Source organism: Micromonospora humida, from assembly GCF_016901255.1.
GTDB classification, from domain to species: domain Bacteria; phylum Actinomycetota; class Actinomycetes; order Mycobacteriales; family Micromonosporaceae; genus Micromonospora; species Micromonospora wenchangensis.
In genome coordinates this window covers 107769-129194 of sequence record NZ_JAFEUC010000007.1, presented here as the reverse complement: position 1 = coordinate 129194, position 21426 = coordinate 107769, and the positions used below count along the sequence as shown (strand labels likewise).

Below are 21426 nucleotides of genomic sequence, written 5' to 3'. Positions count from 1 at the left end.
CCCCATGATCCCGCCTGCCCGGGACCCCGGCCAGCAACCGGCCGCCACACCGGGGCGGGGAATCAGGTGGAGACGGGGGCTGGACGGCGCGTAGGCTGATTGACCGCTCGACGGCCGTGGTGAGGTAGCCACCGCAGCGGACGTCCCCACGCGCCAGGGACCTGTCCTGGATACGCGGGCGAGCCGATCGAGACCGCCGAAGAGGATCACCGTGCCCGCAACCGACGAACGCGGCAGAAGCCGCCCCGTACCAGCAGACCCGGCACCCACCCACCTCGAAACGGAACTCAGCACCGAGCAGGCCCACCTGGAGACCTCCCGACTCGCCCTGCGCCGGATGCGCGACCGCGCCGAGTCGCTCTTCGCCACCGGTGACAAGGTCGCCGGGGACGCGTACACCGCCGAGCAGCTCGGCCGGCACCTGGCCCGACGGGTCGCCGAGCTGGCCGACGACCCGACCACCGCGCTCTTCTTCGGCCGCCTGGACTTCGGCCCCGCCGACCCGGAGCACGCCGGGCGCGGCTACCACGTCGGCCGGCGGCACGTCACCGACGACCGGGGCGAACCACTGGTGCTGGACTGGCGGGCCCCGGTCTCCCGCTCGTTCTACCGGGCCAGCGCCCGGGACCCGCAGGGCATCGCGGTACGACGGCGGTTCGGGTTCAACGCCGGAACGCTGACCAGCTTCGAGGACGAGCACCTGGACCGGGGTGAGGAGCTGGGCACGGCCAGCCGCATCCTCACCGCCGAGATCGAACGCCCCCGGGTCGGGCCGATGCGGGACATCGTCGCGACCATCCAGCCCGAGCAGGACGAACTGGTCCGGGCGGACCTGGCCGACTCGATCTGCGTCCAGGGAGCGCCGGGCACCGGCAAGACGGCGGTCGGGCTGCACCGCGCCGCGTACCTGCTCTACCTGCACCGGGAGCGGCTGCGCAAGGCCGGGGTGCTGATCGTCGGCCCGAACCGGGCGTTCCTGTCGTACATCGCGGCGGTGCTGCCCGCCCTCGGCGAGGTCGAGGTGGCCCAGGCCACCGTGGAGGACCTGGTCGCCCGGGTGCCCGTCCGGGCGGTCGACGATCCGGCGGTCGACGATCCGGCGGTCGCCGCCCTCAAGCACGATCCCCGGATGGCCGGGGTGCTGCGTCGGGCGGCGGACCAGCGGATCACCGCGCCGACCGAGCCGATCATGGTGTCGGACGGGTCGTTCCGTTGGCGGATCGGGCTGGAGCCGCTGCACCGGGTGATCGAGGAGACGCGGCGGGAGGGCCTGCCGTACGACACCGGGCGGGAGCGGGTCCGGGCCCGGGTGGTCGGGTTGTTGCAGCGCCAGGCCGAGGCCCGCCGGGCCGAGTCGCCTGGCGACGCCTGGCTGCGCCGGATGGGCAGGGCCCGCCCGGTGACCGCCTTCCTCGACGCGGCCTGGCCGGCGCTCACCCCGGAGGGCCTGGTGCACTCGGTGCTCGGCGACCCGGCCGTCCTCGCCGCCGCCGCCGAGGGCCTGCTCACCGCCGACGAGCAGGCCCTGCTGCGCGGCAATGCGACGCCCACCGATCCGACCGGCACCGACCCGACCGGTGCCAGGCCGGTCAGGAGCCGGTCGGGGGCCGGCGCGGCGGGCACGAAGCTCGGCCGGACGCCGAAGGCGACCCGGTGGACCGCCGCCGACACGGTGCTGATCGACGAGGCGGCCGGGCTGATCGAACGGCCCGCCGGCTTCGGGCACGTCGTCGTGGACGAGGCGCAGGATCTCTCGCCGATGCAGTGCCGGGCCATCGCCCGGCGCAGCGAGCACGGTTCGATCACCCTGCTCGGCGACCTGGCCCAGGGCACCGCGCCGTGGGCGGCGAGCGACTGGCGGGAGTCCCTGGCCCACCTGGGCAAGCCGGACGCGGTGGTGGTGCCGCTGAGCGTCGGGTTCCGGGTGCCCGCCGCGGTGGTCGCGTTCGCCAACCGGCTGCTGCCGGCGCTGGCGGTCGACGTACCACCGGCGGTGTCACTGCGCCGCGACGGTGCGCTCGACGTGCGTACCGTGACCGACCTGGTGGCGGCGACGGTGGCCGAGGTACGCGCGGCGCTCGGGCACGACGGTTCGGTCGGGGTGATCGCCGCCGACGACGCGGTGGACGGGCTGCGGGCGGCGCTCGCCGACGCCGGGGTGCCGACCGCGACCGCCGACGACGTGGCGGTCTCGGCGCGGGTCACCGTCGTCCCCGCGACCCTGGTCAAGGGCCTGGAGTACGACCATGTGGTGGTGGTCGAGCCGGCCGCGATCGTGGCCGCCGAGCCGCGTGGCCTGCACCGCCTCTATGTGGCGTTGACCCGCGCGGTGTCGCGGTTGTCGGTGCTGCACACCGCCCCGCTGCCCGCCCCGCTGGCCGACCCGCCGGACGGCCCGACGCCGGCCTGACCGCACCTGCACGTCGGCCTGACCGCATCTGCGCTGGACGGCCCCACCGAACGTTGTCGGGTCGGGCCCTGCTGTCCGGTGGCCGACCCGGACGACCGGCGACTCGACTTTGTGTTTTAAAGTAGTTTGCATGACCCCCGAAGACGACGCCCCCATCGACGCCGCCGCCGCGATGCGGCTGATCCGCGAGCAACGGGCCAGCACCGTCCGCCGGCTCGAACCCGACCCACGGGTGCACTACTGGCCGTGGGGGTTCGCCTGGCTGATCGGCTTCGGGGTCTACTTCCTGCGGTTCTCCCCCGACGGCCGCACCATCGTCCCGATGCCCGCCTGGCTGCCGCTGACCGTGCTCTTCGTGCTGCTCGTCGCCGCCGCCGTGGTCTTCGGGGTGGGCAGCGCGCGCGCCTACCGGCACGTCGCCGGCGAGTCGGCCCTGCGCGGCAGGTGGTACGGCACAGCCTGGGGCCTCGGGTTCTTCGGCCTGTCCGTGGTGATCGGTCGGGTCACCGACAGCCTTCCGTCCGACCTCGCCGGGCTGCTCTGGTCGGCGCTGTCGGTGGGGCTGACCGGTGCACTGCACATGGCCGGCGGCGCGATCTGGCTCGACCGCACCCTGTACCGCCTCGGCGTCTGGCTCACCGTCGTCAACATCGTCGGTGTCGTCGCCGGCCCCGGCTGGCACGCCCTGGTGGTGTCGGTCGCCGGCGGCGGCGGACTGCTGGTGGCCGGCGCGCTCGCCCGACGGCGGCACGGATGAGCGAACTCGACCCGGTCATCCACGCCCAGGCCCGGCTGCGGGTGGTGGTCACCCTGGCCACCCTCGCCGACGGCGACCGGATCACCTTCCCCCGCCTGCAGGAACTGCTCGCGATGACCGCCGGCAACCTCTCCGTCCACCTGCGCAAGCTGGAGGACGCCGGCTACGTCGAGATCGACAAAACCCACCGCGGACGCACCCCGACCACCCTGGTCCGGCTCAGCCGGCGCGGACGGCGGGCGTTCGAGGAGTACACCGAGAACATCCGCGCCCTGCTCGACCCCGCCGACCCCCGGGAGCCCCGATGATCCTCGCCCATGCCGACCAGGCCACCCGCCGGTACGGCGACGTCCTCGCCCTCGACCGGGCCGACCTGACCGTCTCCACCGGCGAACTCGTCGGCCTGCTCGGGCCGAACGGCGCCGGCAAGAGCACCCTGATCAACCTGCTGGTCGGCCTGCGCCGCCCCACCGCCGGGCGGGTCGAACTCTTCGGCGGCGACCCCCGCCGGCCGGCGTCCCGACAACAACTCGGGGTCACCCCGCAGGAGACCGGCCTGCCCGGCACCCTCCGGGTCGGCGAGGTGGTCGACTTCGTCTCCGCGCACTACCCAGACCCGGTGCCCCGGGGTGAACTGCTCGACCGGTTCGGCCTCACCGACCAGGTGCGACGGCAGACCGGCGGGCTCTCCGGCGGGCAGCGGCGTCGGCTCGCCGTCGCGCTGGCGTTCGTCGGCCGGCCCCGGCTGGTCGTCCTCGACGAGCCGACCACCGGGCTGGACGTCGAGGCCCGGCACACCCTGTGGGAGGCCATCCGGTCGTTCCACGCCGACGGCGGGACGGTGCTGCTGAGCAGCCACTACCTCGAAGAGGTCGAAGCGTTGGCGCAGCGGGTCGTGGTGCTCGGGCAGGGCCGGGTGCTCGCCGACGACAGCACCGACGCGATCAGGGGCATCGTCGGCGTCCGCCGGGTCAGCCTCGTCGCCGACGACCTGCCCGCGCTGCCGGGCGTGGTCGCCACCGAACACACCGAGGGGCGTACCCACCTGCTCACCACCGACGCCGACCAACTGGTCCGCGACCTGGTCACCGCCGGGGTGACGTTCCGCGAGCTGGAGGTCCGCCCCACCTCGCTGGAAGAGGCGTTCCTCGCCATCACCGCCGACCCGGCCACCACCACGAGCGCCGCCGTCGGCGCCCGACCCACCGCCTGAGGAGTCGACGCCGTGCCGCTCACCCTGGTCCACGCCCGCTACCAGCTCCTGGAGACCCTCCGCATCCCCGTCGCCGTGGTCGGCAGCGCGTTCTTCCCCGCCGCCGCGATGCTCTTCTTCGTCGTCCCGTTCGCCGGGGACGACCCGACCGGCGCCACCTACGCCACCGCCGCGATGGTCACCTTCGCGGTGATGAGCGCCAACATCTTCCAGTACGGCGTCGGCGTCGCCGAGGACCGCGACCAGCCGTGGAACCCGTACACCCGGACCCTGCCGGCCGGGCCGGGACCCCGGCTGGCCGGGCGGATCCTGGCCGGGCTGGTGCTGACGTACCTGTCGATGCTGCCCGTCGTGGTCATCGCGGCGGTCGCCACGGCCGCCCGGGTCACCCCGGTCGGGCTGCTGCTCGGCGCGGCCACCGTGGCCGTGGTGTCGGTGCCGTTCACCCTGCTGGGGCTCGCCATCGGCTACTCGCTGCCGAGCAAGGCGGCGATCGTCGTCGCGCAGGTCATCTTCTTCCCGCTGGCCTTCGGCGGCGGCCTGCTCTCCGCGCCGGGCGACGCGCCCGGCTTCATCCAGACGATTGCCCCCTTCCTGCCCACCCGGGGCGCGGTCGAGCTGATGTGGGCGGCGGTCGGCGACTGGCGGCCCGACCCGCTCGCCCTGGCCATGCTCGGGGTCTGGATCGTGCTGCTCGCCACGGTCTCCGGCTGGGCGTACCGCCGGGACGAGGGTCGCCGGTTCAGTTGACCTGTGCGCCGGTTCGGCCCGGTGGCCGCCGCCCGGTGCCACGATGCCGGCAGGGCGTCCACCCGTACGCCCCACAGCCGAGAGGGGTCGACGTGCGCACCGTCGCCGCGGGTACGCCCTGCTGGACCGACCTGGCGACCGCCGACCTGGACGCCGCCCGGCGGTTCTACCCGGAGCTGTTCGGCTGGACCGGCCGGATCGCACCCGAACCCGAGCGGGCCGGCTACACCACCTTCCACCGGGACGGCCGGGCGGTGGCGGGCGCCGGCCCACCGGCCGAGCCGGGCCGCGCGCCGGTCTGGTCGACGTACGTGGCGACCGACGACGCCGACCTGGTCACCACCCGGGTCGAGGCGGCCGGCGGGCAGGTGCTGGTCACCCCGTTCGACGTCCTGCACGCCGGCCGGATGGCGGTCTTCGCCGACCCGGCCGGCGCGGTGTTCAGCGTCTGGCAACCGATGCGGACCCCCGGCGCGGAACTGCTCGACGCCCCCGGGGCGATGTGCTGGAACGAGCTGGTCAGCCCCGACCCGGAGGGCGCGAAGGTCTTCTACGAACTGGTCTTCGGCTGGCACCCGGAGGAACAACCCGCCGGAGGACCCGGCTACACCGGCTGGCGGTGCGGGGCCCGGATCGTGGCCGGGATGCTGCCCACCCCCGGCCCGGCGCGGGCGGCGTACTGGTCGGTGTTCTTCGCGGTGGCCGACGTGGACGCGACCGCCGCCCGCGCCACCACCCTCGGCGGCACCATCCTCACCCCGCCCCGGGACACCCTGCTGGGCCGCCGGAGCACCCTGCGCGACCCCGGAGGTGCCCGGTTCTCCCTGCTCCGCCCCGCCACCGACCCCACCTGACGACGATGACGCCGCAGGTCAGGGACGCGGCGGGCCGGGGCGGCTGGGCACCACCAGCGGGCCGTGGTCGCCGGGGACGACCCGGACCCGGGCCCGGTAGTGGCGGGACAGCAACTCCTCGGTGAGCACCTCATCGGGCGGGCCCGCCGCGACGACCCGGCCGTCGGCGAGCAGCACCATCCGGTCGGCGTACTCGCCGGCGACGGAGAGGTCGTGCATGGTGGCGAGCACGGTGAGGCCGTGCGTCCGGCGGAGCTGGTCGACCAGCTCCAGCACCTCCTGCTGGTGACCGATGTCCAGCGCGCTGGTCGGCTCGTCCAGCAGCAGCAGGGTGGCGCCCTGGGCGAGGGCACGGGCCAGGAACACCCGCTGCCGCTCCCCACCGGACAGGGTGGCCAGCTCCCGCCCGTGGAACCCGGTCAGGTCCAGCCGGTCGAGGACGTCGTGCACGACCGCCAGGTCGGCCGCCGACTCCCGGCCCAGCGGCGCGATGTACGGGGTACGCCCCAACAGGACGTAGTCGAACACCGACATCCCCGCCGGCACCACCGGGGACTGCGCCACCGTCGCCACCACCCGGGCCCGCTCCCGGCGACGCAGTGCGCCGGACGGCGTACCGAAGAGGGAGACCGCCTCCGGGGCGGGCAGCAGGCCGCCGACGGCGCGCAGCAGGGTCGACTTGCCGGCGCCGTTCGGCCCGATCACGGTGACCCACTCGCCCGCGGCGACCGTCAGGTCGACGCCGGCCAGGATCACCTCCCCACCGAGCCGCACGTGCAGCCCCCGCACCTGCACCGCCGGCGCACTCATGGAAATACCCGGCGGGCGGTGCGCAGGACCAGGACGAAGAACGGGCCGCCGAGCAGGGCGGTGACCACGCCGATCGGGATCTCGGCGGGGGCGGCGGCGGTCCGGGCGACCACGTCGGTCAGCGCCAGGAACGCCGCGCCGAAGAGCAGCGACAGCGGCAGGATCACCCGGTGGCTCGACCCGGCCAGCAGCCGTACGGTGTGCGGCACGATGATCCCGACGAAGCCGATCAGCCCCGAGGCGGAGACCGCCGCGGCGGTCCCCAGCGAGGCGGCGGCGATCAGCAGGTAGCGGGAGCGTTGCGGGTGCAGCCCGAGGCCGCTCGCCTCGTCGTCGCCGACGGAGAGCACGTCGAGTTCCCGCCGGTGCAGCAGCACCACCACGGTGGTCAGCACGAAGTACGGCAGGATCAGCCGCACGTCACCCCAGCCGGCGGTGCCTAGCCGGCCGAGCAGCCAGGAGTAGACCTGCTGGATGCTGTCGGAGTGCCGTTGCAGCAGGTACGTCTGCCCGGCGGCGAGGAACGCGGACACCGCGACCCCGGCCAGGATCAGGGTGGCCGGGGAACGGTCCCGACCGCCGGCCGCCCCGAGCAGGTACGTCAGGGCGACCGCACCGAGCGAGCCGACGAACGCGGCGAGCGGAATGGTGACCGGCATCCCGGTCAACGCCCCGCCCGCCCCGACGCCGCCCAGCGTGATCACCGCGGTCACCGCGAACCCCGCGCCGGCCGCCACCCCCAGCAGGTACGGGTCGGCCAGCGGGTTGCGGAACACCCCCTGGTAGCAGCCGCCGGCCAGGGCGAGCAGACCGCCGACGAGCAGGCCGAGCACCACCCGGGGCAGCCGCAGCTCGGTGACGATCGCGATCTCGCGTTCGGTGAGCCCGCTGTCCAGGCGTACCCCGGGCAGCAGGTTGAGCAGTTCGGCGGCGACGCTGCCGGGCGGCAGGCTGACCGGCCCGAGGGACACCCCGGCGACCAGCGCCACCAGCACGGCGAGCACCCCGGCGGCGAGCCAGCGCTTGCGCAGGCCGGCCGGCCGGGGCGTACCGGTGACGCGGGCCGGCCGGGACGCGTCGCGCGTCCCGGCCGGTGCGGGTGTGGTGGACCGCACGGTCACCGGACCGTCACGCCGGCACCTTGGCGGTGGCGTCGACGATCGACCGGAGCAGGTCGACCACGCGCGGCCCCCACCGCGAGGCGACGTCGTCGTCGAGCGCGACGACCTGGTTGTTCTTGACGGCGGTGACGCCGGCCCAGCCGCTGCGGGCCTTGACCGTGTCGGCGCTCTGCTGGCAGCACTTGACGTCGGCGAGGAAGACGAAGTCGGGGTTCGCCTTGACGATGACCTCCTGGGAGAGCTGCGGGTATCCGCCGTTCTTGCCGTCGGCGTCGGAGGCGTCGGCGATGTTCTCCAGGCCGGCCAGCGCGTAGATCGAGCCGATGAAGGTCTTGCTGGTCGCGCTGTACAGCTCCGGCCCCAGCTCGTGGTAGTAGGTCAGCTTCGTCGACCGCTGCGGCAGGTCCTTGGTCAGCTTGCCGATCTCGTCCTTCATCCGGGCGGTGACGTCGGCCGCCTCGGTCGGGTGGCCGGTCAGGGTGCCCAGGTCGGTGAGCTGCCGGTAGGTGTCATCGAGGGTGGCGGCGGCCGGGGTGAGCAGCACCGGGACCTTCAGCGCGGTGAGCTGAGCGATGATCTTGTTGGTGTCGTTGGCGAGGACCACCAGGTCGGGGTTCTTGCCGGCGATCGCCTCGGCGTTCGGCTGGAAGCCGGACAGTTCGCTCTTGGGCGCGTCGGCCGGGTAGTTCGACTGGTCGTCGACGGCGGTGACCTGCTTGCCGGCCCCGATGGCGAAGAGCATCTCGGTCGCGGTCGGCGACAGCGAGACGATCTTCTCGGGCCGCTTGTCGAGGGTGAGGTTGCCCACCGTGGCCGGGAAGGCCGCCGCGCCGGAGCTGCTGCCGGCGGCAGGGGTGTCGTCGGAGGTCTTCTCGGCGCACGCGCCGAGGGCGAGGGCGGCCACCGCGAGGGTCGCGGCGAACAGCCGGGGGGTACGTCGGGACATCTGGCCTCCTGTCGGTCGAGGAGCGTGCTTCGCCGACAGGGAGCGTGGTGCGCGCCCGTCCGCGAGGCGCCCTTCCTCGAGAGCGCGTGTCGCGACCGACCGCAGGCGACCTGGCTCGTCCCCACACACGGCGACGCCGGCCACGTCGGGCCGGGCGTCGCGGCGGCTCCGGCGCGGGGCGGGGAGCCTGGGTGGGTCATCACAGTTGCGGGACAGCGCCGGTTTCGCACCGGCTTCGCTGCGGTCGATCGGGTGCCACGGTAGCGCACCACCAGCGAAGATCGTCCGGACGGGAGGGGGTGGGTGGGGCCCCGTCGGGGGCTTACGGGACCCCACCCGGAATGACGTCCGGTAACTCAGCAGTAGGTGCTCTGCTTGTTGATCACGCGGTAGGGGCAGTCGGCGTACTCGGACAGGAGCAGCACCGCCTCCTTGTTGCGGGAGGTCTGCGCGGGGATCACCTCGTCGGGCGGGTAGAAGCCGCCGCCGGCCCCGGACGATCCGGGGTACATCTCGAAGGTGTACGCCCAGATCTTGTGGGTCGCCCACATCCAGTCGAGGCTGTCGCCGTCGGTGATGTAGAGGTCGCTGGACTGCTCGGGGGTGTAGCCGTTGGTGGCCGCCATCCGCTGCCCGAGGGTGGCGAAGGTGTTGTACTGGTCGGCGGTCATCCCGCTGGGGGTGTTCGCCGTGGTGTAGCCGAACGGCCAGAGCACCAGCTGCGAGTAGGTGTGCCAGTCGATGTTGGCCTTGATCTGCTGCACCCCGCCGACGACCCGGCTGTTGACGAAGTCCCGCAGCGCCTTGGTCTCCGGCGCGGAGAAGGCGGACGGCCCCCGGTAGGTGCTCGACGACGGCGCGCCGGACGAGCCGCCGCAGCAGCCCCAGTTGTAGCCCCAGTTGCGGTTCAGGTCGGTGCCGACCGCCGCCGCACCGCTGTTGGGCTGCCGGTTCTTCCGCCAGGACCGGTAGGAGCCGGTGGCGATGTCGTACTCGCTGCCGTCCGGGTTGACCGTGGGGACGATCCAGATCTCCCGGGAGTTGACGATGCTGGTGATCCGCGAGTCGCTGCCGTAGCTGTCGGTGAACAGGTTCAGCAGGTAGATCGCCATCTCGACGGTCAGGTGCTCGCGGGCGTGCTGCTGGGAGTTGAACAGGATCTCCGGTTCGGCCTCGTCGGTGCCGACGTTGTCCGAGATCTTCACCGCCATCAGGTCGCGGCCCTCGTACGACCGACCGATGCTGATCTTGCGGGCGATCGCCGGGTGGTCGGCGACCACCTGGTTGACCACGGTGGTCAGCTCGGCGTAGTCGTGGTAGTTCGAGTCGGCCGGCGGGAAGGCGTTGGCGCGGGCGCCCTCGGCGGGGGCCGGCTCGACCTCCCGTTCCAGCCGGAAGCCGAGCCGGGTGATGGCGGCGGCCTCGGACCGGTTGGCCGAGACGTACAGCACGCCGTGCTCGGCGGAGTCGATGGCCGCGCCGGTGCGGGCGACCGCATTGCGGTCGGCGAGGGTACGCGGACCCAGCACGCGGTAGCTGACGGCGGTGGGCTCGGGCTCCGGGGCCGGGCGGGCGGAGACCGGCCCGGTGGCGACGGCGGTGAGGCCGAGGCCGGCGACGACGGCGAGCGCCAGGCGACGCCGGAAGGGGGAGGTGCGGAAGGCCATGGACATCCTCCTCGGGGTACGGGGTATCCCGTTGTGCGCCCACTCCACCAGCAGTCACATGGTCATATCAATATCTGTGACTGTCTCCAACCATCCCGACCGGATCGTCATACCGGCAATGGTTTTCCTGACGACACCCTCTGGCGAAACTTCCTGCCAAGCGGGACAGTGAACGGCAACGATTCCCCACCCTGCGGAGTTGCCATGTCCAGCAGAGTCCTGCGCACGGTCGCCCTGGTCGGCGTCGCCACCCTCACCCTGCTCGCCAGCACCGCACCCGTCCGGGCCGGCGGCCCGTCACCCACCGGAACGCACCCGCCCACCGGAACGCACCCGCCCACCGGGGACCGTCCGCCCGCCGAGGACCGTCCGCCCGCCGGGGACCGTCCGCCCGCCGGTGGGCACGACGAGCAGATCACCTTCCAGGAGTGGTCCCGCTACCCCGACTGGCGGGCCGGCACCCACCGGGGCACCCACGCCGTACCCGGCCACCACGCCGGTCTCACCATCGGTCGCCCCGCCGGCACCACCGAGTTCACCGACGAACACACCGGCACCACCCGCACCTGGGAATACGCCACCTGGACCTCCCCGCCCACCCCGATCGGCTTCGACGCCACCGAACTGGTCGCCTCCTGGAACGCCGACACCCCCGCCGGCACCTGGCTCCAGGTCGAACTCCAGGGCACCTACTCCACCGGCGACCACACCCCGTGGTACGTCATGGCCCGCTGGGCCTCCGGCGACGGGGACATCGCGAGGGCCACCCTGGACGGTCAGGGCGACCCCTGGTCCAGCGTGTGGACCGACACGTTCGCCATCGACGACGCGGACGCCGGGGTGCTGCTGCGGTCGTACCAGCTCCGGTTGACCCTCTACCGCGCACCCGGCCAGGCCGCAGCGCCCCGGGTCCGGATGCTCGGCGCGATGAGTTCACACGTGCCCGACCGGTTCACCGTCCCGCCGAGCCGGGGTGGCATCGCCTGGGGCACCGAACTGCCGGTGCCGGCCCGATCCCAGATGATCCACCGGGGCAGCTACCCCGAGTGGGGCGGCGGCGGCCAGGTCTGGTGCAGCCCGACGTCCACCACGATGGTGCTGGAGTACTACGGCAAACTCCCGTCGGCGGCCGACCTGTCCTGGATCGACCCCGGCCACCCCGACCCGCAGGTCGTCCACGCCGCCCGGATGACCTGGGACAACGAGTACGAGGGCGCGGGCAACTGGCCGTTCAACACCGCGTACGCCGCCAGCTTCCCCGGCATCGACGCCCGCGTCACCCGACTGCACTCCCTCGACGAGGCGGAACGCTTCATCCGCGCCGGCATCCCCGTGGTCACCTCGCAGTCCTTCCTCGACACCGAGCTGGACGGGTCGAACTACGGCACCTCCGGGCACCTGTTCGTGATCGTCGGCTTCACCGCCGACGGCGACGTGATCGTCAACGACCCGGCGTCCGCGTCCAACGCCGAGGTGCGCAACGTCTACCGACGCGACCAGTTCGAGCAGATCTGGCTACGAACCAAGCGGCACCGGGCCGACGGCACGGTGGCCGGCGGATCGGGCGGCATCGCCTACCTGATCAAGCCGACCGACCGCCCCTGGCCGGTCGTCCCCGGCTCGACCAACTGGTGACCCCCACCCCCACCCGCCCGAGATCCCGTCGGGCGGGTGGGCGGCGGCCGCAGTCGGGTCGGATGATCGACCCCCCGTGGGCCGAAGTAGCGGCATAACCGCCCGGCGACACCCCTACTTCGCCACCCTAGAGTGGATCTTGGCCGCCAAGGCCCAGATCCACCCGGGCCAGCCTGGAAGCGATGTGCTCAGGGGCCGGAACAGCGGCATCACCACTCGGCGATACCGCCACTGGCCCGCCCCTGAGTGGTTTCTCGGCCGACCAGGCCCAGATCCGCCCCGGTCGGCCGAGAGATCCACTCAGGTGAGCCGAAGTAGCGGTATCACTGCTCAGTGATACCGCTACTTCGCTGCTCTGGAGTGGATCTCCGGGTCGCCCCGGCCGCGCAGCGGGGCGCGCGACCGATGCGGGCCGGGCAGTGCGCGAACGCGCAGGGCACGAACGAGTGCGCGGGTCGGGCGGGGGGTCAGGGGCGGGGGCGAGGGCGGGAGGTCAGGGGCGGGGGTCACCCTCGACCGGGTGGTCGTCGCCGGCCAGCGCGGAACGCAGCCGTTCCTTCTCCGCCCGACGTCGCTCCGCGGCGGCGGCCACCTCCTCGGCCATCTGGTCCCGCCAGCCCCGAAGCAGGAAGAACGACGCGGCGGCCGAGAAGATCAATGCCACCATGAGCTTGAGGAACAGGTTCATCCCGACCGGCCACAGTGCCACCACGACCAGCAGGAACAGCCCGATCCGGGCCAACGTGTACTTGACCGCCGCGCTCACCGGACCGCCTTAAGTCGCGACTGCGGGGCTCGCACAACCCGCTCACTCCTCGCGCTCACCGGACCGCCTTAAGTCGCGACTGCGGGGCTCGCACAACCCGCTCACTCCTCGCGCTCATGTCTTTCCCCATTTCCTGCTTCTGCGTCGGGGCTCCGACACCGGTGGTTCAGCCCGTGCGTCGGGCCAGCCAGTGCACGCCCTGGAACCAGAGGACCGCGTACCCGACGGTGAACGCGAGTGCGGCCAGCCCGCCGGTGAGCAGCGGCGCGAGCCCGGACGCAAGGCCCGCCACCAGCAGCCCGGCGAGCACCGCGACCACCGCGGCGGACAGGGCCGCCACCACCCGGGCCGCACCGAAGTCCCAGGCCCGGAAGTCGTCCCAGAACAGCCAGGCCGGCAGGATCACCGCAAGCCAGCCGTTGGTACGGCCGAAGTCGCCCGCGCCGGCCACCGCGAACGCCCAGTCGAAGAGCACCAGTGCCAGCACGCCGATCACCCAACCGGCCAGGCTCACCCCGAGCAGGTCACCCAGGGTCAGGATGCGTCCCTCGGCGTCCCGGCGGGGAAACCCGCTGCGCTGCTGCGCGGTCGGCTGCTGTCCGGTCATGGTGTGACGAGCATACGGCCGGGTCAGGCCCAGACCTGCTGCGGCTCGGCACGCCGAGACGAAAGCGACGGCGCCCGGTCGTACTCGCGGACCACGTTGTAGCGGGTGTCCCGCTCCACCGGCTGGAAACCGGCGTCCCAGATCAGGTTGAGCAGGTCGTCGCGGTGCATGGTGTTCGGGGTGCCGTACGAGTCGGCATCGTGGGTGATCTTGTATTCGACGACCGAGCCGTCCAGGTCGTCCACGCCGAAGTTGAGCGAGAGCTGGGCCACCGACAGGCCGTGCATCACCCAGAAGTTCTTCAGGTGCGGGACGTTGTCGAACAGCAGCCGGGAGACCGCGAACGTCTTGAGCGACTCGGCCGGCGACGCCATCGTGGTGCGCGCCTGGATCCGGTTACGGATCTTGCCGTCCGCCGAGTCGACGAAGTCGTGCTGGTAGCGCAGCGGGATGAAGACCGCGAACCCGCCGGTCTCGTCCTGCAACTCGCGCAGCCGCAGCACGTGGTCGACCCGGTGCCGGGGCTCCTCGATGTGGCCGTAGAGCATCGTCGCCGGCGTCTTCATGCCCTTGGCGTGGGCCAGCGCGTGGATCCGCGACCAGTCCTCCCAGTGGCAGTTGTGGTCGACGATGTGCTGGCGGACCTCCCAGTCGAAGATCTCCGCGCCGCCACCGGTCAACGACTCCAGGCCGGCGTCCATCAGCTCGTCGAGGATCTCGTCGGCCGACAGGCCGCTGATCTTCTCGAACCACTGCACCTCGGTCGCGGTGAAGCACTTGAGCTTGACGTTGGGCAGCGCCGCCTTCAGCTCGCGCAGCACCTTGGGGTAGTAGCGCCAGGGCAGGGTGGGATGCAGGCCGTTGACGATGTGCAACTCGGTGAGCTGCTCGTCCTCCATCTCCTTGGCCTTGCGGACCGCCTCCTCGATACGCATCGTGTACGCGTCCTTCTCGCCCGGCTTGCGCTGGAAGGAGCAGTACGCACACGAGGCGGAACAGACGTTCGTCAGGTTGAGGTGCCGGTTGACGTTGAACATCACCCGTTCGCCGTTCAACTCGGTACGCCGGTGGTGTGCCAGCCGGCCCAACCAGGTCAGGTCGTCGCTCTCGTAGAGGGCGATCCCGTCCGAGCGGGTCAGTCGCTCCCCCGCGTACACCTTCTCTTCGAGCTCACGCTTGAGTCCGGCGTCCATCGAAAGCCACGTCCCTTCCACCTGCGGTCCCGATCGAGCCTACGTCGGACGACCGACAGGTCGGCAGGACGGGCACCGCCAGCGACCTACCTCACCCGTACTCCCAGGGTTCTCCAAGCTGCCACCGCATCGACATCGTTGTCCCGGTGCGGTAAGACAGGATGGGACGCGGCGCACACCGGCGGCGTTCCGGGTCGCCGCGCCCCACCTCACGCGGTGGCACCATCACGCGGCATCAGGGAGCGGAATGGTCGACAGCGGGCACAGGCGACGGCAGCGACGACGGGTTCCGGTGATCTCCCCGGTGCTGCGTCCGGCGCTCTGGTCGGCCCTGCTCGGCGCGGTCGCCGCGATGGCCCTGGCCACCCCGGTCTACGCCGACCCGGCCCTGCCCAACACCGTCCCGGACACCGGTTCCCGACCGGTGGCGACCGGCTCGCTGCAACTGCCCGGCGCGGCGGCCCCCGGCTACCCGACCGTCGGCCAGCCCGGCAGCCCGACCGCGCCCGTCGGCGGCCTGCCGACCAGCCCGCTGCTGTCCCAGATCGACACGCTGACCGCGCAGAACGGCCAGCTCGCCGACCAACTCCTCCAGCTTGAGAAGCAGCGCGACGACGCCCGGGTGCAGCTCACCGGCGTGCAGAGCGAGCTGACCCGGGCCCGGGGCGCGCTGACCGTGGCCGAGCAGCAGGCCAACGCCGTCGCCGCGAACGCCTTCAAGGCCGCCGCCGCCCTGCCGCCCGGCGAGTTCGCCCGCGACCTGCACGGGCTGAGCGTCCTGCAAAGGGTCTCCCGGGGCGAGCAGGCCGAGGGCGAGACCACGGCGGCGGCCGGCGAACTCTCCCGCGCCCGTACGGCCGAGCAGGTCGCCGCCCAGGCGGTCACCGCCGCCACCGACCGGGTCCGGCGCGCCGAGGAACAGTTCGCCGCGGTGCAGAAGGCGCTGCGCGACAACGATGCCAAGATCGCCAAGCTGCGGGCCGACAACCAGGCCCAGCTCATCGCCCTGGAGAAGCAGCAGGAGGCCGCCGAGCAGAAGCTCGGGTCGGCGTACGTCGAGGGACAGAGCAGCAGCGGCCTGAACGCCAGCCCGCAGGCGCTCGCCGCCGTGCGGTACGCGCTGGCGCAGCTCGGCGACCCGTACCTCTGGGCGGCCGAGGGCCCGGACCGGTTCGACTGCTCCGGTCTGATGTGGGCGGCCTACCGGTCGGCCGGCTACTACGACCTGCCCCGGGTCGCCCGCGACCAGTACTACGCCACCCGTGGCCGGACGGTCTCGCAGAGCGCCCTGCTCCCCGGCGACCTGCTCTTCTTCGCCTCGGGTAGCAGCTGGACGACCATCCACCACGTCGCGATGTACATCGGCAACGGGCGGATGGTGCAGGCACCCCGCAGCGGAGACGTGGTCAAGATCTCCCAGGTGCGGTGGTCCGGCCTCTACGCCTCCACCCGGGTCGTCGGCGCGGTGACCAGCCCCGGGGCCCCGGTCACCCCGCCGCCCACCCCGAAGCCCACCACGGCGTCGCCGAAGCCCACCACCCCCACGCCGAAGCCCACCACAGCGTCGCCGAAGCCCACCACGCCCACGCCCCGGCCGACCGGAGGGCCGACCACCGGGCCGACGAAGCCGCCGACCACCCCGAGGCCGCCGGTCACCTCCGCGCCGCCGACCCCCACGCCGACCAGGACCGCCGACCCGACGCCGAGCCTCACCGGTTCCGGCACCCCGAGCCCGGAGGACAGCGGCGCGGTGGAGAGCAGCCGATCAGCGTCCGCCCCGGCATCGGCGGGTGCCTCGGCGAGCACCGGGAGCTGACCGGCCGGCACCGTCCCGACCGTCCCGTCGGCACTCCGGCTGTGCCGACGGGACGAGATGTGGCACGGTGACACGAGGCACATCCGGTCACCGTTCGCGGGACGCGGGTGCGAGGGTGCGCGGAGGGCGAGCATGGGCGAGCAAGAGGTTCCGGTGGGGCACGTCGACCAGGGACCGGTGCCCGACCCGGCCGAACCCGCCGCCCGTACCGACGACGCCGGGCGGGCCACCCCGGAACCCGTCGCCGCCCCGCCCCGCCCCGACCGGGTCACCAGCACCCCGGTCCGGCCCGGCCCGCCCGTCGACGGCACTGCCCGCGCCACGGCCAGCGTACGTACCGTGACCGCCCCACCCGAGGGTGGCGACCTGACGGCGGGGCCGGCGACCGCGACCACCTACCGGGCCGGCGAGCCGGCCGTTCCGGCCTCCCGAACACCCGAGCCGGACGGCTCCGCCAGCGGAGACCCGACCCCGGGCGGCCCGACCCAGGGCAGCCCGGTCACCGCCCCGACCTCCCGGGCATCCGCCCCGGACGACCCCGCCGACGGCAGCCCCGCCCCGTGCGGACCGGCGGCCGTTCCCGGGCAGCGCGACAGCTCGGACGGCCGCCCGGCACGGGCCAGCGTCTCCGTCCCCGGGCTCAGCCGGGTCTCCGCCGCCGAGGCGGAGGGCGCGGCGGCCGACGCGGGCATCCGCCCGGGGGACGCCGCCCCCGGGGTGTACCGGTCGACGCCTGTCAACCCGGAGCCACCCGAGCCCGCGCAGCCCCCGGAGCCGGTCCAGCCCCCCACCCCGCCGACGCCGGAGCCGGAGCCCGCCCCCGAACCGTTGCCGGCCCCCACCCCCGAGCCGGCCCCGGGCCCGGTCACTCCCGAGCCGCCGGCCCCCGGCCCGTTCCCCGCGCCGGTCCCGCCGCTGCCCGGTCCACCGCCGGGTCCCGTTCCGGTCCCACCCGGTCCGGTCCCACCCGGTCCGGTCCCACCCGTACCGGGGCCGCCGCTGCCGCCCCCGGGTCCGGCGGTGCCCCCGCCCCCACCACCGCCCGGCCCGATGCCGGCGCCCCCGTTCCCCCCGCCCCCGGCCGTGCCCGCCACCCCGACGACCTTCCGGGCCAGCGCCTCCGCCACCGTGCCCACGACCGGCGGCACCGTCGCCCCACCCGCCTCGGCACCCCCGGCCGGCAGCATCCCGGCCTCGGCACCCCCGGCTTCCGCGCCCCCTGCCGCGACCTCCCCGGTCTTCCGGCCGCCCACCTCCGCACCCCCGGCCGCGACGCCCTCCGCACCGGCCAGCCTCATCCCGCCGGCCTCCGCACCCCCGGCACCCGCCAGCTTCACCCCGCCGGCCTTCGGGTCGCCCTCCGCGTTCGCCCCGCCGACCGCTGCATCCCCGGCACCTTCCGCCTTCGCCCCGCCCACCTCCGCGCCTCCCGCCCCGGCGGGTACCGGCCGAACGGATGCCGGCAGCGCGGGGGCCGGCAGCGCGGGAGCCGGCAGCGCGGGAGCCGGCAGCGCGGGAGCAGCCGGTTCGGCGATGCCGACGTTCCGGGCCCCGGTCGTGCCCGACCCGGTGGGTGACGGCGCGACCTCGGCGCTGCCGGTGGTACCGGCCCCTGCACTGCCCAACCGGCCGGCATCCGGGCCCGCACCACGTCGCACGGCCGGCGGCACGACCCGCCCCTCCTCCGGTACGCCCTACCAGGGCGGCCCGGACCTGGCCAGCGTCGGCTACGGCGGCACCGACGGCCCTGCGCACGCCACGATCGCCTTCCCGGCCGGCAACCCGGTGGAGAACTCCGGCTCGCTGACCGGGCACATCCTGGCCCAGGGCTGGTCCGACACGCCGGCCCCGAGGTCCAGGACCACCCGGGTGGTGATCGTGCTCGCCGCCTCGCTGGGGCTGTTGGTGGCGATCAGCGTGCTCGTCGTCCTGCTCGCCAACGACGTGATGGACGGGCTGGTCGGCGGCATGCTGTCCCAGTGAGGCCGGCCGCTGGCGACGCCGGTGAAGGGGACCGGTCAGGCAGGTGGGGGATGCCCGGAACGGGTGAGTCCGCCCACTACCGGCTCGGGGCACACTGGCGACGTCGCCGGAGCGCCGTACACTTGTCGGGATCACTGACCCGGCACGCGTGGCGTGCCCCTGGGCGATCTTGCGGGCGATTCGGCGGCGTACCCATGCTGCGGCGGGCCATCGCGAAGATGCGCCCCGCTCGAAAGGCATTTCTTGACCACCTCCGTTGACCCCGGCACCAGTCCGTCCGTCCACGACCTCCCGACCGACGACGTCACCCCGGCCACCCCCGTCGGCTTCGCCGACCTGGGTCTGCCCCGGCAGCTCGTCGACGCCCTCGCCCGGCAGGGCATCACCACCCCGTTCGAGATCCAGCGGGCCACCGTGCCCGACGCCCTCGCCGGCCGGGACGTCCTCGGCCGGGGCCAGACCGGCTCCGGCAAGACCCTCGCCTTCGGCCTGCCGATCGTCGCCCGGCTGGCCGAGCTCAACCGGGCCCGGCCGCTGCACCCGCGCGCCCTGGTCCTCGTCCCCACCCGTGAGCTGGCGATGCAGGTCAACGACGCGCTGCTGCCGCTGGGCAAGGCCGTCGGGATCTTCCTCAAGACCGCCGTCGGCGGCGTGCCGTACGACCGGCAGATCGACGCGCTGCGCCGGGGCGTCGAGATCGTCGTGGCCACTCCGGGCCGGCTCGGTGACCTGATCAACCGGGGCGTCTGCGTCCTGGACGACGTCGAGGTGACCGTCCTCGACGAGGCCGACCAGATGGCCGACATGGGCTTCCTTCCCGAGGTCACCGAGCTGCTCACCAAGACCCCGGCGGGCGCCCAGCGGCTGCTGTTCTCGGCCACGTTGGACGGTGACGTCGACGCCCTGGTCAAGCGGTTCATGACCGACCCGGTGACGCACTCCACCGCGCCGTCGACCGCCTCGGTGTCCACGATGGACCACCATCTGCTGCTGATCCCGCCGCACGACAAGTTCGCCGTGGCGGCGTCGATCGCGGCCCGGTCCGGCCGGACGATGCTCTTCGCCCGTACCCAGCTCGGTGTCGACCGGCTGGTGGAACAGCTCGGCGCGGTGGGCGTACGGGCCGGTGGGCTGCACGGCGGCAAGACCCAGCGGATGCGTACCAAGACCCTCGCCGAGTTCCGCGAGGGACGGATGGACGTGCTGGTCGCCACCGACGTGGCGGCCCGGGGCATCCACGTCGACGGGGTGTCCCTGGTGCTGCACATCGACCCGCCGAAGGACCCGAAGGACTACCTGCACCGGGCGGGGCGTACCGCGCGGGCCGGCGAGTCCGGCGCGGTGGCCACGCTGGTGCTGCCCAAGCAGCGGCGGACCACGCTGGCGATGCTGGAGAAGGCGGGCGTGGAGCCGGCCGAGACCCGGGTGCGGGCCGGCGACGCGGTGCTCGCCGAGCTGACCGGTGCCCGCGAGCCCAGCGGTGTCCCGGTCCGCGAGGAGCCCGAGCCGCGCCGGCACGGCGACCGCCCGCGCCGCTTCGGCGACCGGGACGCCCGGGGCTACGGCGGCGACCGGGGCCACGGCGGCAGCCGGGACGGCCGCGGCGGCTACGGCGGGGAGCGCCCGGCCCGGGAGCGGAGCTACGGCGACCGGCCGACCGGGGACCGCCGCTACGGCGACCGGCCCTACGGTGACCGCGCCGCCCGGGACGACCGTCCCACCGGCGACCGGGGTTACGGCGACCGGACCGGGAGCGGCGAGCACGGCTACCGTGACCGCCCCACCGGCGGGGCCGGCTACGGCGAGCGGACCGGCGGCGGGCAGGGCTTCGGCGAGCGGACCGGCGGGGGTTACCGCGAGCGGCCGAGCGGCGAGCGCGGCTACGCCGAGCGTCCCCGGACCGACCGGAGCTACGGCGACCGGGGTTACGGCGACCGGCGCTTCGGCGAGCGCAGTGAGCCGCGCTTCGGCGACCGGGACGCCCGGGGCGAGCAGCGGTCCGGCGAGCGTCGGTTCGGCGGCGGCGACCCGCGTGGCACCGACCGTCGGGGCGGGTTCCGCACCGAGGGCCGGGTCCGGGACGACCGGCCGCGTGACGACCGGCGGGGCTTCGGCGGCCGGCCGCCGGCGCGTACCCACTGATCGAATCGGGAGCGGGCCGCCCCGGCCACGGTCCCCCGCGGTTTTCCGACGCCGCCCCGGAGCACCTGCTCCGGGGCGGCGTTCGCGCATGCGCTGCCGTCGACGCCCTGCTGGCGTAACGTCCGAACCATGCCGAGGTCACTTTTCTGGAGCCGGACCGACACCGCCGGGGCCGAGCACGCCGTCCTCGACGACGGGGCCGGATTCGCCGCACACGGGACCCAACTGGCCGTCGACCCGATCCCCTACACCTGCCGCTACCGGTTGGAGACCGGCGCGGACGGGGCCACCACCTCGCTCGCCGTGGAGGTGGAGGGGGCCGGCTGGTCGCGGAGCGTACGGCTGGAACGCGGCGCGGACGGATGGCGGGTGCGCACCGGCGAGCAGGGTGACCTGGACGCGGCGTTGCGGGCGGCCGGGCAGCCGCCGGCCGGCCTGCCCGGCATGGAGGACACCGACCGGCTGCACGCGGCGCTCGACGTCGACCTGGGCGGCTCGGCCCTGTTCAACAGCCTGCCGATCCGTCGGCTGGGGCTGGCGGGGGCCGCAGCCAGCACCGAGCACCGGATCACCGTGGCGTGGGTGCTGGTGCCCAGCCTGGAGGTGGTGGCCGGCGAGCAGGTCTACACCGCGCTCGGGCCGGGGCGGGTGGGGTTCACCAGCGACACCTTCCGCACCGAACTGGAGGTGGACGGCGAGGGGCTGGTCCGGCACTACCCCGGGCTGGCCGACCGGGCCGACCTGGGCTGACCGGGG

General features: G+C 73.9%; 17 protein-coding genes and 1 pseudogene. 11 read left to right on the top strand and 7 right to left on the bottom strand.

Annotation, left to right across the window (positions count from 1 at the left end; genetic code table 11):
• The first annotated feature begins 307 nt into the window (after positions 1-307).
• From JQX11_RS15985 to JQX11_RS15960, 6 genes are all read left to right on the top strand, one after another.
• Positions 308-2410: a HelD family protein gene (locus JQX11_RS15985; protein WP_504739413.1), complete on the top strand. Its 2103-nt coding sequence runs from the start codon at positions 308-310 to the stop codon at positions 2408-2410.
• Positions 2411-2540: 130 nt separating this feature from the next.
• A complete protein-coding gene (locus tag JQX11_RS15980) occupies positions 2541-3167 on the top strand; it encodes a transporter (protein WP_204925751.1) in 627 nt (208 codons plus the stop codon).
• The gene (locus JQX11_RS15975) at positions 3164-3475 is read left to right on the top strand and encodes a winged helix-turn-helix domain-containing protein (RefSeq protein ID WP_088646174.1); all 312 of its coding nucleotides are present in this window, start codon (positions 3164-3166) and stop codon (positions 3473-3475) included. Before JQX11_RS15980 ends, JQX11_RS15975 begins: the two co-directional genes overlap by 4 nt.
• Positions 3472-4380, top strand: coding sequence for an ABC transporter ATP-binding protein (locus tag JQX11_RS15970; RefSeq protein WP_204925750.1), 909 nt, complete (start codon positions 3472-3474; stop codon positions 4378-4380). The genes JQX11_RS15975 and JQX11_RS15970 overlap by 4 nt, the downstream gene beginning before the upstream one ends.
• Before the next feature lie 12 nt (positions 4381-4392).
• Complete coding sequence (locus JQX11_RS15965) at positions 4393-5130, top strand: ABC transporter permease (protein WP_204925749.1); 738 nt, start codon at positions 4393-4395, stop codon at positions 5128-5130.
• Between the two features lie 92 nt (positions 5131-5222).
• Positions 5223-5984: a VOC family protein gene (locus JQX11_RS15960; protein WP_204925748.1), complete on the top strand. Its 762-nt coding sequence runs from the start codon at positions 5223-5225 to the stop codon at positions 5982-5984.
• Between the two features lie 18 nt (positions 5985-6002).
• On the opposite strand, the gene JQX11_RS15955 is transcribed toward JQX11_RS15960, so the two are convergent.
• The 4 genes and pseudogenes from JQX11_RS15955 to JQX11_RS15940 all read right to left on the bottom strand — a co-directional run.
• Complete coding sequence (locus JQX11_RS15955) at positions 6003-6794, bottom strand: ABC transporter ATP-binding protein (protein ID WP_204925747.1); 792 nt, start codon at positions 6792-6794, stop codon at positions 6003-6005.
• Positions 6791-7825: a FecCD family ABC transporter permease gene (locus JQX11_RS15950; RefSeq protein ID WP_204925971.1), complete on the bottom strand. Its 1035-nt coding sequence runs from the start codon at positions 7823-7825 to the stop codon at positions 6791-6793. The genes JQX11_RS15955 and JQX11_RS15950 overlap by 4 nt, the downstream gene beginning before the upstream one ends.
• 97 nt (positions 7826-7922) lie before the next feature.
• Positions 7923-8861, bottom strand: a complete 939-nt coding sequence (locus JQX11_RS15945; RefSeq protein ID WP_204925746.1) for an ABC transporter substrate-binding protein — start codon at positions 8859-8861, stop codon at positions 7923-7925.
• 359 nt (positions 8862-9220) lie between these two features.
• Positions 9221-10528, bottom strand: a pseudogene (locus JQX11_RS15940) (M14 family metallopeptidase); the annotation flags it as partial.
• 204 nt (positions 10529-10732) lie between these two features.
• Between JQX11_RS15940 and JQX11_RS15935 the strand changes: the two are divergent.
• Positions 10733-12163, top strand: coding sequence for a C39 family peptidase (locus JQX11_RS15935; RefSeq protein ID WP_232377960.1), 1431 nt, complete (start codon positions 10733-10735; stop codon positions 12161-12163).
• A 493-nt stretch (positions 12164-12656) separates the two neighbouring features.
• Here JQX11_RS15935 and JQX11_RS15930 read toward each other — a convergent pair whose 3' ends face one another.
• The 3 genes from JQX11_RS15930 to mqnE all read right to left on the bottom strand — a co-directional run bounded on the left by JQX11_RS15930 (position 12657) and on the right by mqnE (position 14729).
• Positions 12657-12929: a DUF4229 domain-containing protein gene (locus tag JQX11_RS15930; RefSeq protein WP_204925744.1), complete on the bottom strand. Its 273-nt coding sequence runs from the start codon at positions 12927-12929 to the stop codon at positions 12657-12659.
• A 166-nt stretch (positions 12930-13095) separates the two neighbouring features.
• Complete coding sequence (locus JQX11_RS15925) at positions 13096-13536, bottom strand: hypothetical protein (RefSeq protein WP_204925743.1); 441 nt, start codon at positions 13534-13536, stop codon at positions 13096-13098.
• 23 nt (positions 13537-13559) lie between these two features.
• Entirely contained in the window at positions 13560-14729 is a 1170-nt protein-coding gene (gene mqnE / locus JQX11_RS15920) for an aminofutalosine synthase MqnE (RefSeq protein WP_204925742.1), read from the bottom strand.
• A gap of 247 nt (positions 14730-14976) precedes the next feature.
• Here mqnE and JQX11_RS15915 point away from each other — a divergent pair, with 247 nt between their 5' ends.
• The 4 genes from JQX11_RS15915 to JQX11_RS15900 all read left to right on the top strand — a co-directional run bounded on the left by JQX11_RS15915 (position 14977) and on the right by JQX11_RS15900 (position 21420).
• Entirely contained in the window at positions 14977-16545 is a 1569-nt protein-coding gene (locus JQX11_RS15915; protein WP_204925741.1) for a C40 family peptidase, read from the top strand.
• A gap of 132 nt (positions 16546-16677) precedes the next feature.
• A complete protein-coding gene (locus tag JQX11_RS15910; RefSeq protein ID WP_204925740.1) occupies positions 16678-18528 on the top strand; it encodes a hypothetical protein in 1851 nt (616 codons plus the stop codon).
• 243 nt (positions 18529-18771) lie between these two features.
• The gene (locus JQX11_RS15905) at positions 18772-20670 is read left to right on the top strand and encodes a DEAD/DEAH box helicase (protein WP_204925739.1); all 1899 of its coding nucleotides are present in this window, start codon (positions 18772-18774) and stop codon (positions 20668-20670) included.
• A 129-nt stretch (positions 20671-20799) separates the two neighbouring features.
• Positions 20800-21420, top strand: coding sequence for a putative glycolipid-binding domain-containing protein (locus JQX11_RS15900; RefSeq protein ID WP_204925738.1), 621 nt, complete (start codon positions 20800-20802; stop codon positions 21418-21420).
• Positions 21421-21426: the final 6 nt, after the last annotated feature.

Excerpts from the sequence above, each read along its gene's own strand:
- JQX11_RS15980 (WP_204925751.1), top strand. The coding sequence starts at position 2,541 with ATGACCCCCGAAGACGACGCCCCCATCGACGCCGCCGCCGCGATGCGG.
- JQX11_RS15975 (WP_088646174.1), top strand. The coding sequence starts at position 3,164 with ATGAGCGAACTCGACCCGGTCATCCACGCCCAGGCCCGGCTGCGGGTG.
- JQX11_RS15970 (WP_204925750.1), top strand. The coding sequence starts at position 3,472 with ATGATCCTCGCCCATGCCGACCAGGCCACCCGCCGGTACGGCGACGTC.
- JQX11_RS15955 (WP_204925747.1), bottom strand. The coding sequence starts at position 6,794 with ATGAGTGCGCCGGCGGTGCAGGTGCGGGGGCTGCACGTGCGGCTCGGT.
- JQX11_RS15945 (WP_204925746.1), bottom strand. The coding sequence starts at position 8,861 with ATGTCCCGACGTACCCCCCGGCTGTTCGCCGCGACCCTCGCGGTGGCC.
- JQX11_RS15935 (WP_232377960.1), top strand. The coding sequence starts at position 10,733 with ATGTCCAGCAGAGTCCTGCGCACGGTCGCCCTGGTCGGCGTCGCCACC.
- JQX11_RS15925 (WP_204925743.1), bottom strand. The coding sequence starts at position 13,536 with ATGACCGGACAGCAGCCGACCGCGCAGCAGCGCAGCGGGTTTCCCCGC.
- mqnE (WP_204925742.1), bottom strand. The coding sequence starts at position 14,729 with ATGGACGCCGGACTCAAGCGTGAGCTCGAAGAGAAGGTGTACGCGGGG.
- JQX11_RS15915 (WP_204925741.1), top strand. The coding sequence starts at position 14,977 with ATGGTCGACAGCGGGCACAGGCGACGGCAGCGACGACGGGTTCCGGTG.
- JQX11_RS15910 (WP_204925740.1), top strand. The coding sequence starts at position 16,678 with ATGGGCGAGCAAGAGGTTCCGGTGGGGCACGTCGACCAGGGACCGGTG.
- JQX11_RS15900 (WP_204925738.1), top strand. The coding sequence starts at position 20,800 with ATGCCGAGGTCACTTTTCTGGAGCCGGACCGACACCGCCGGGGCCGAG.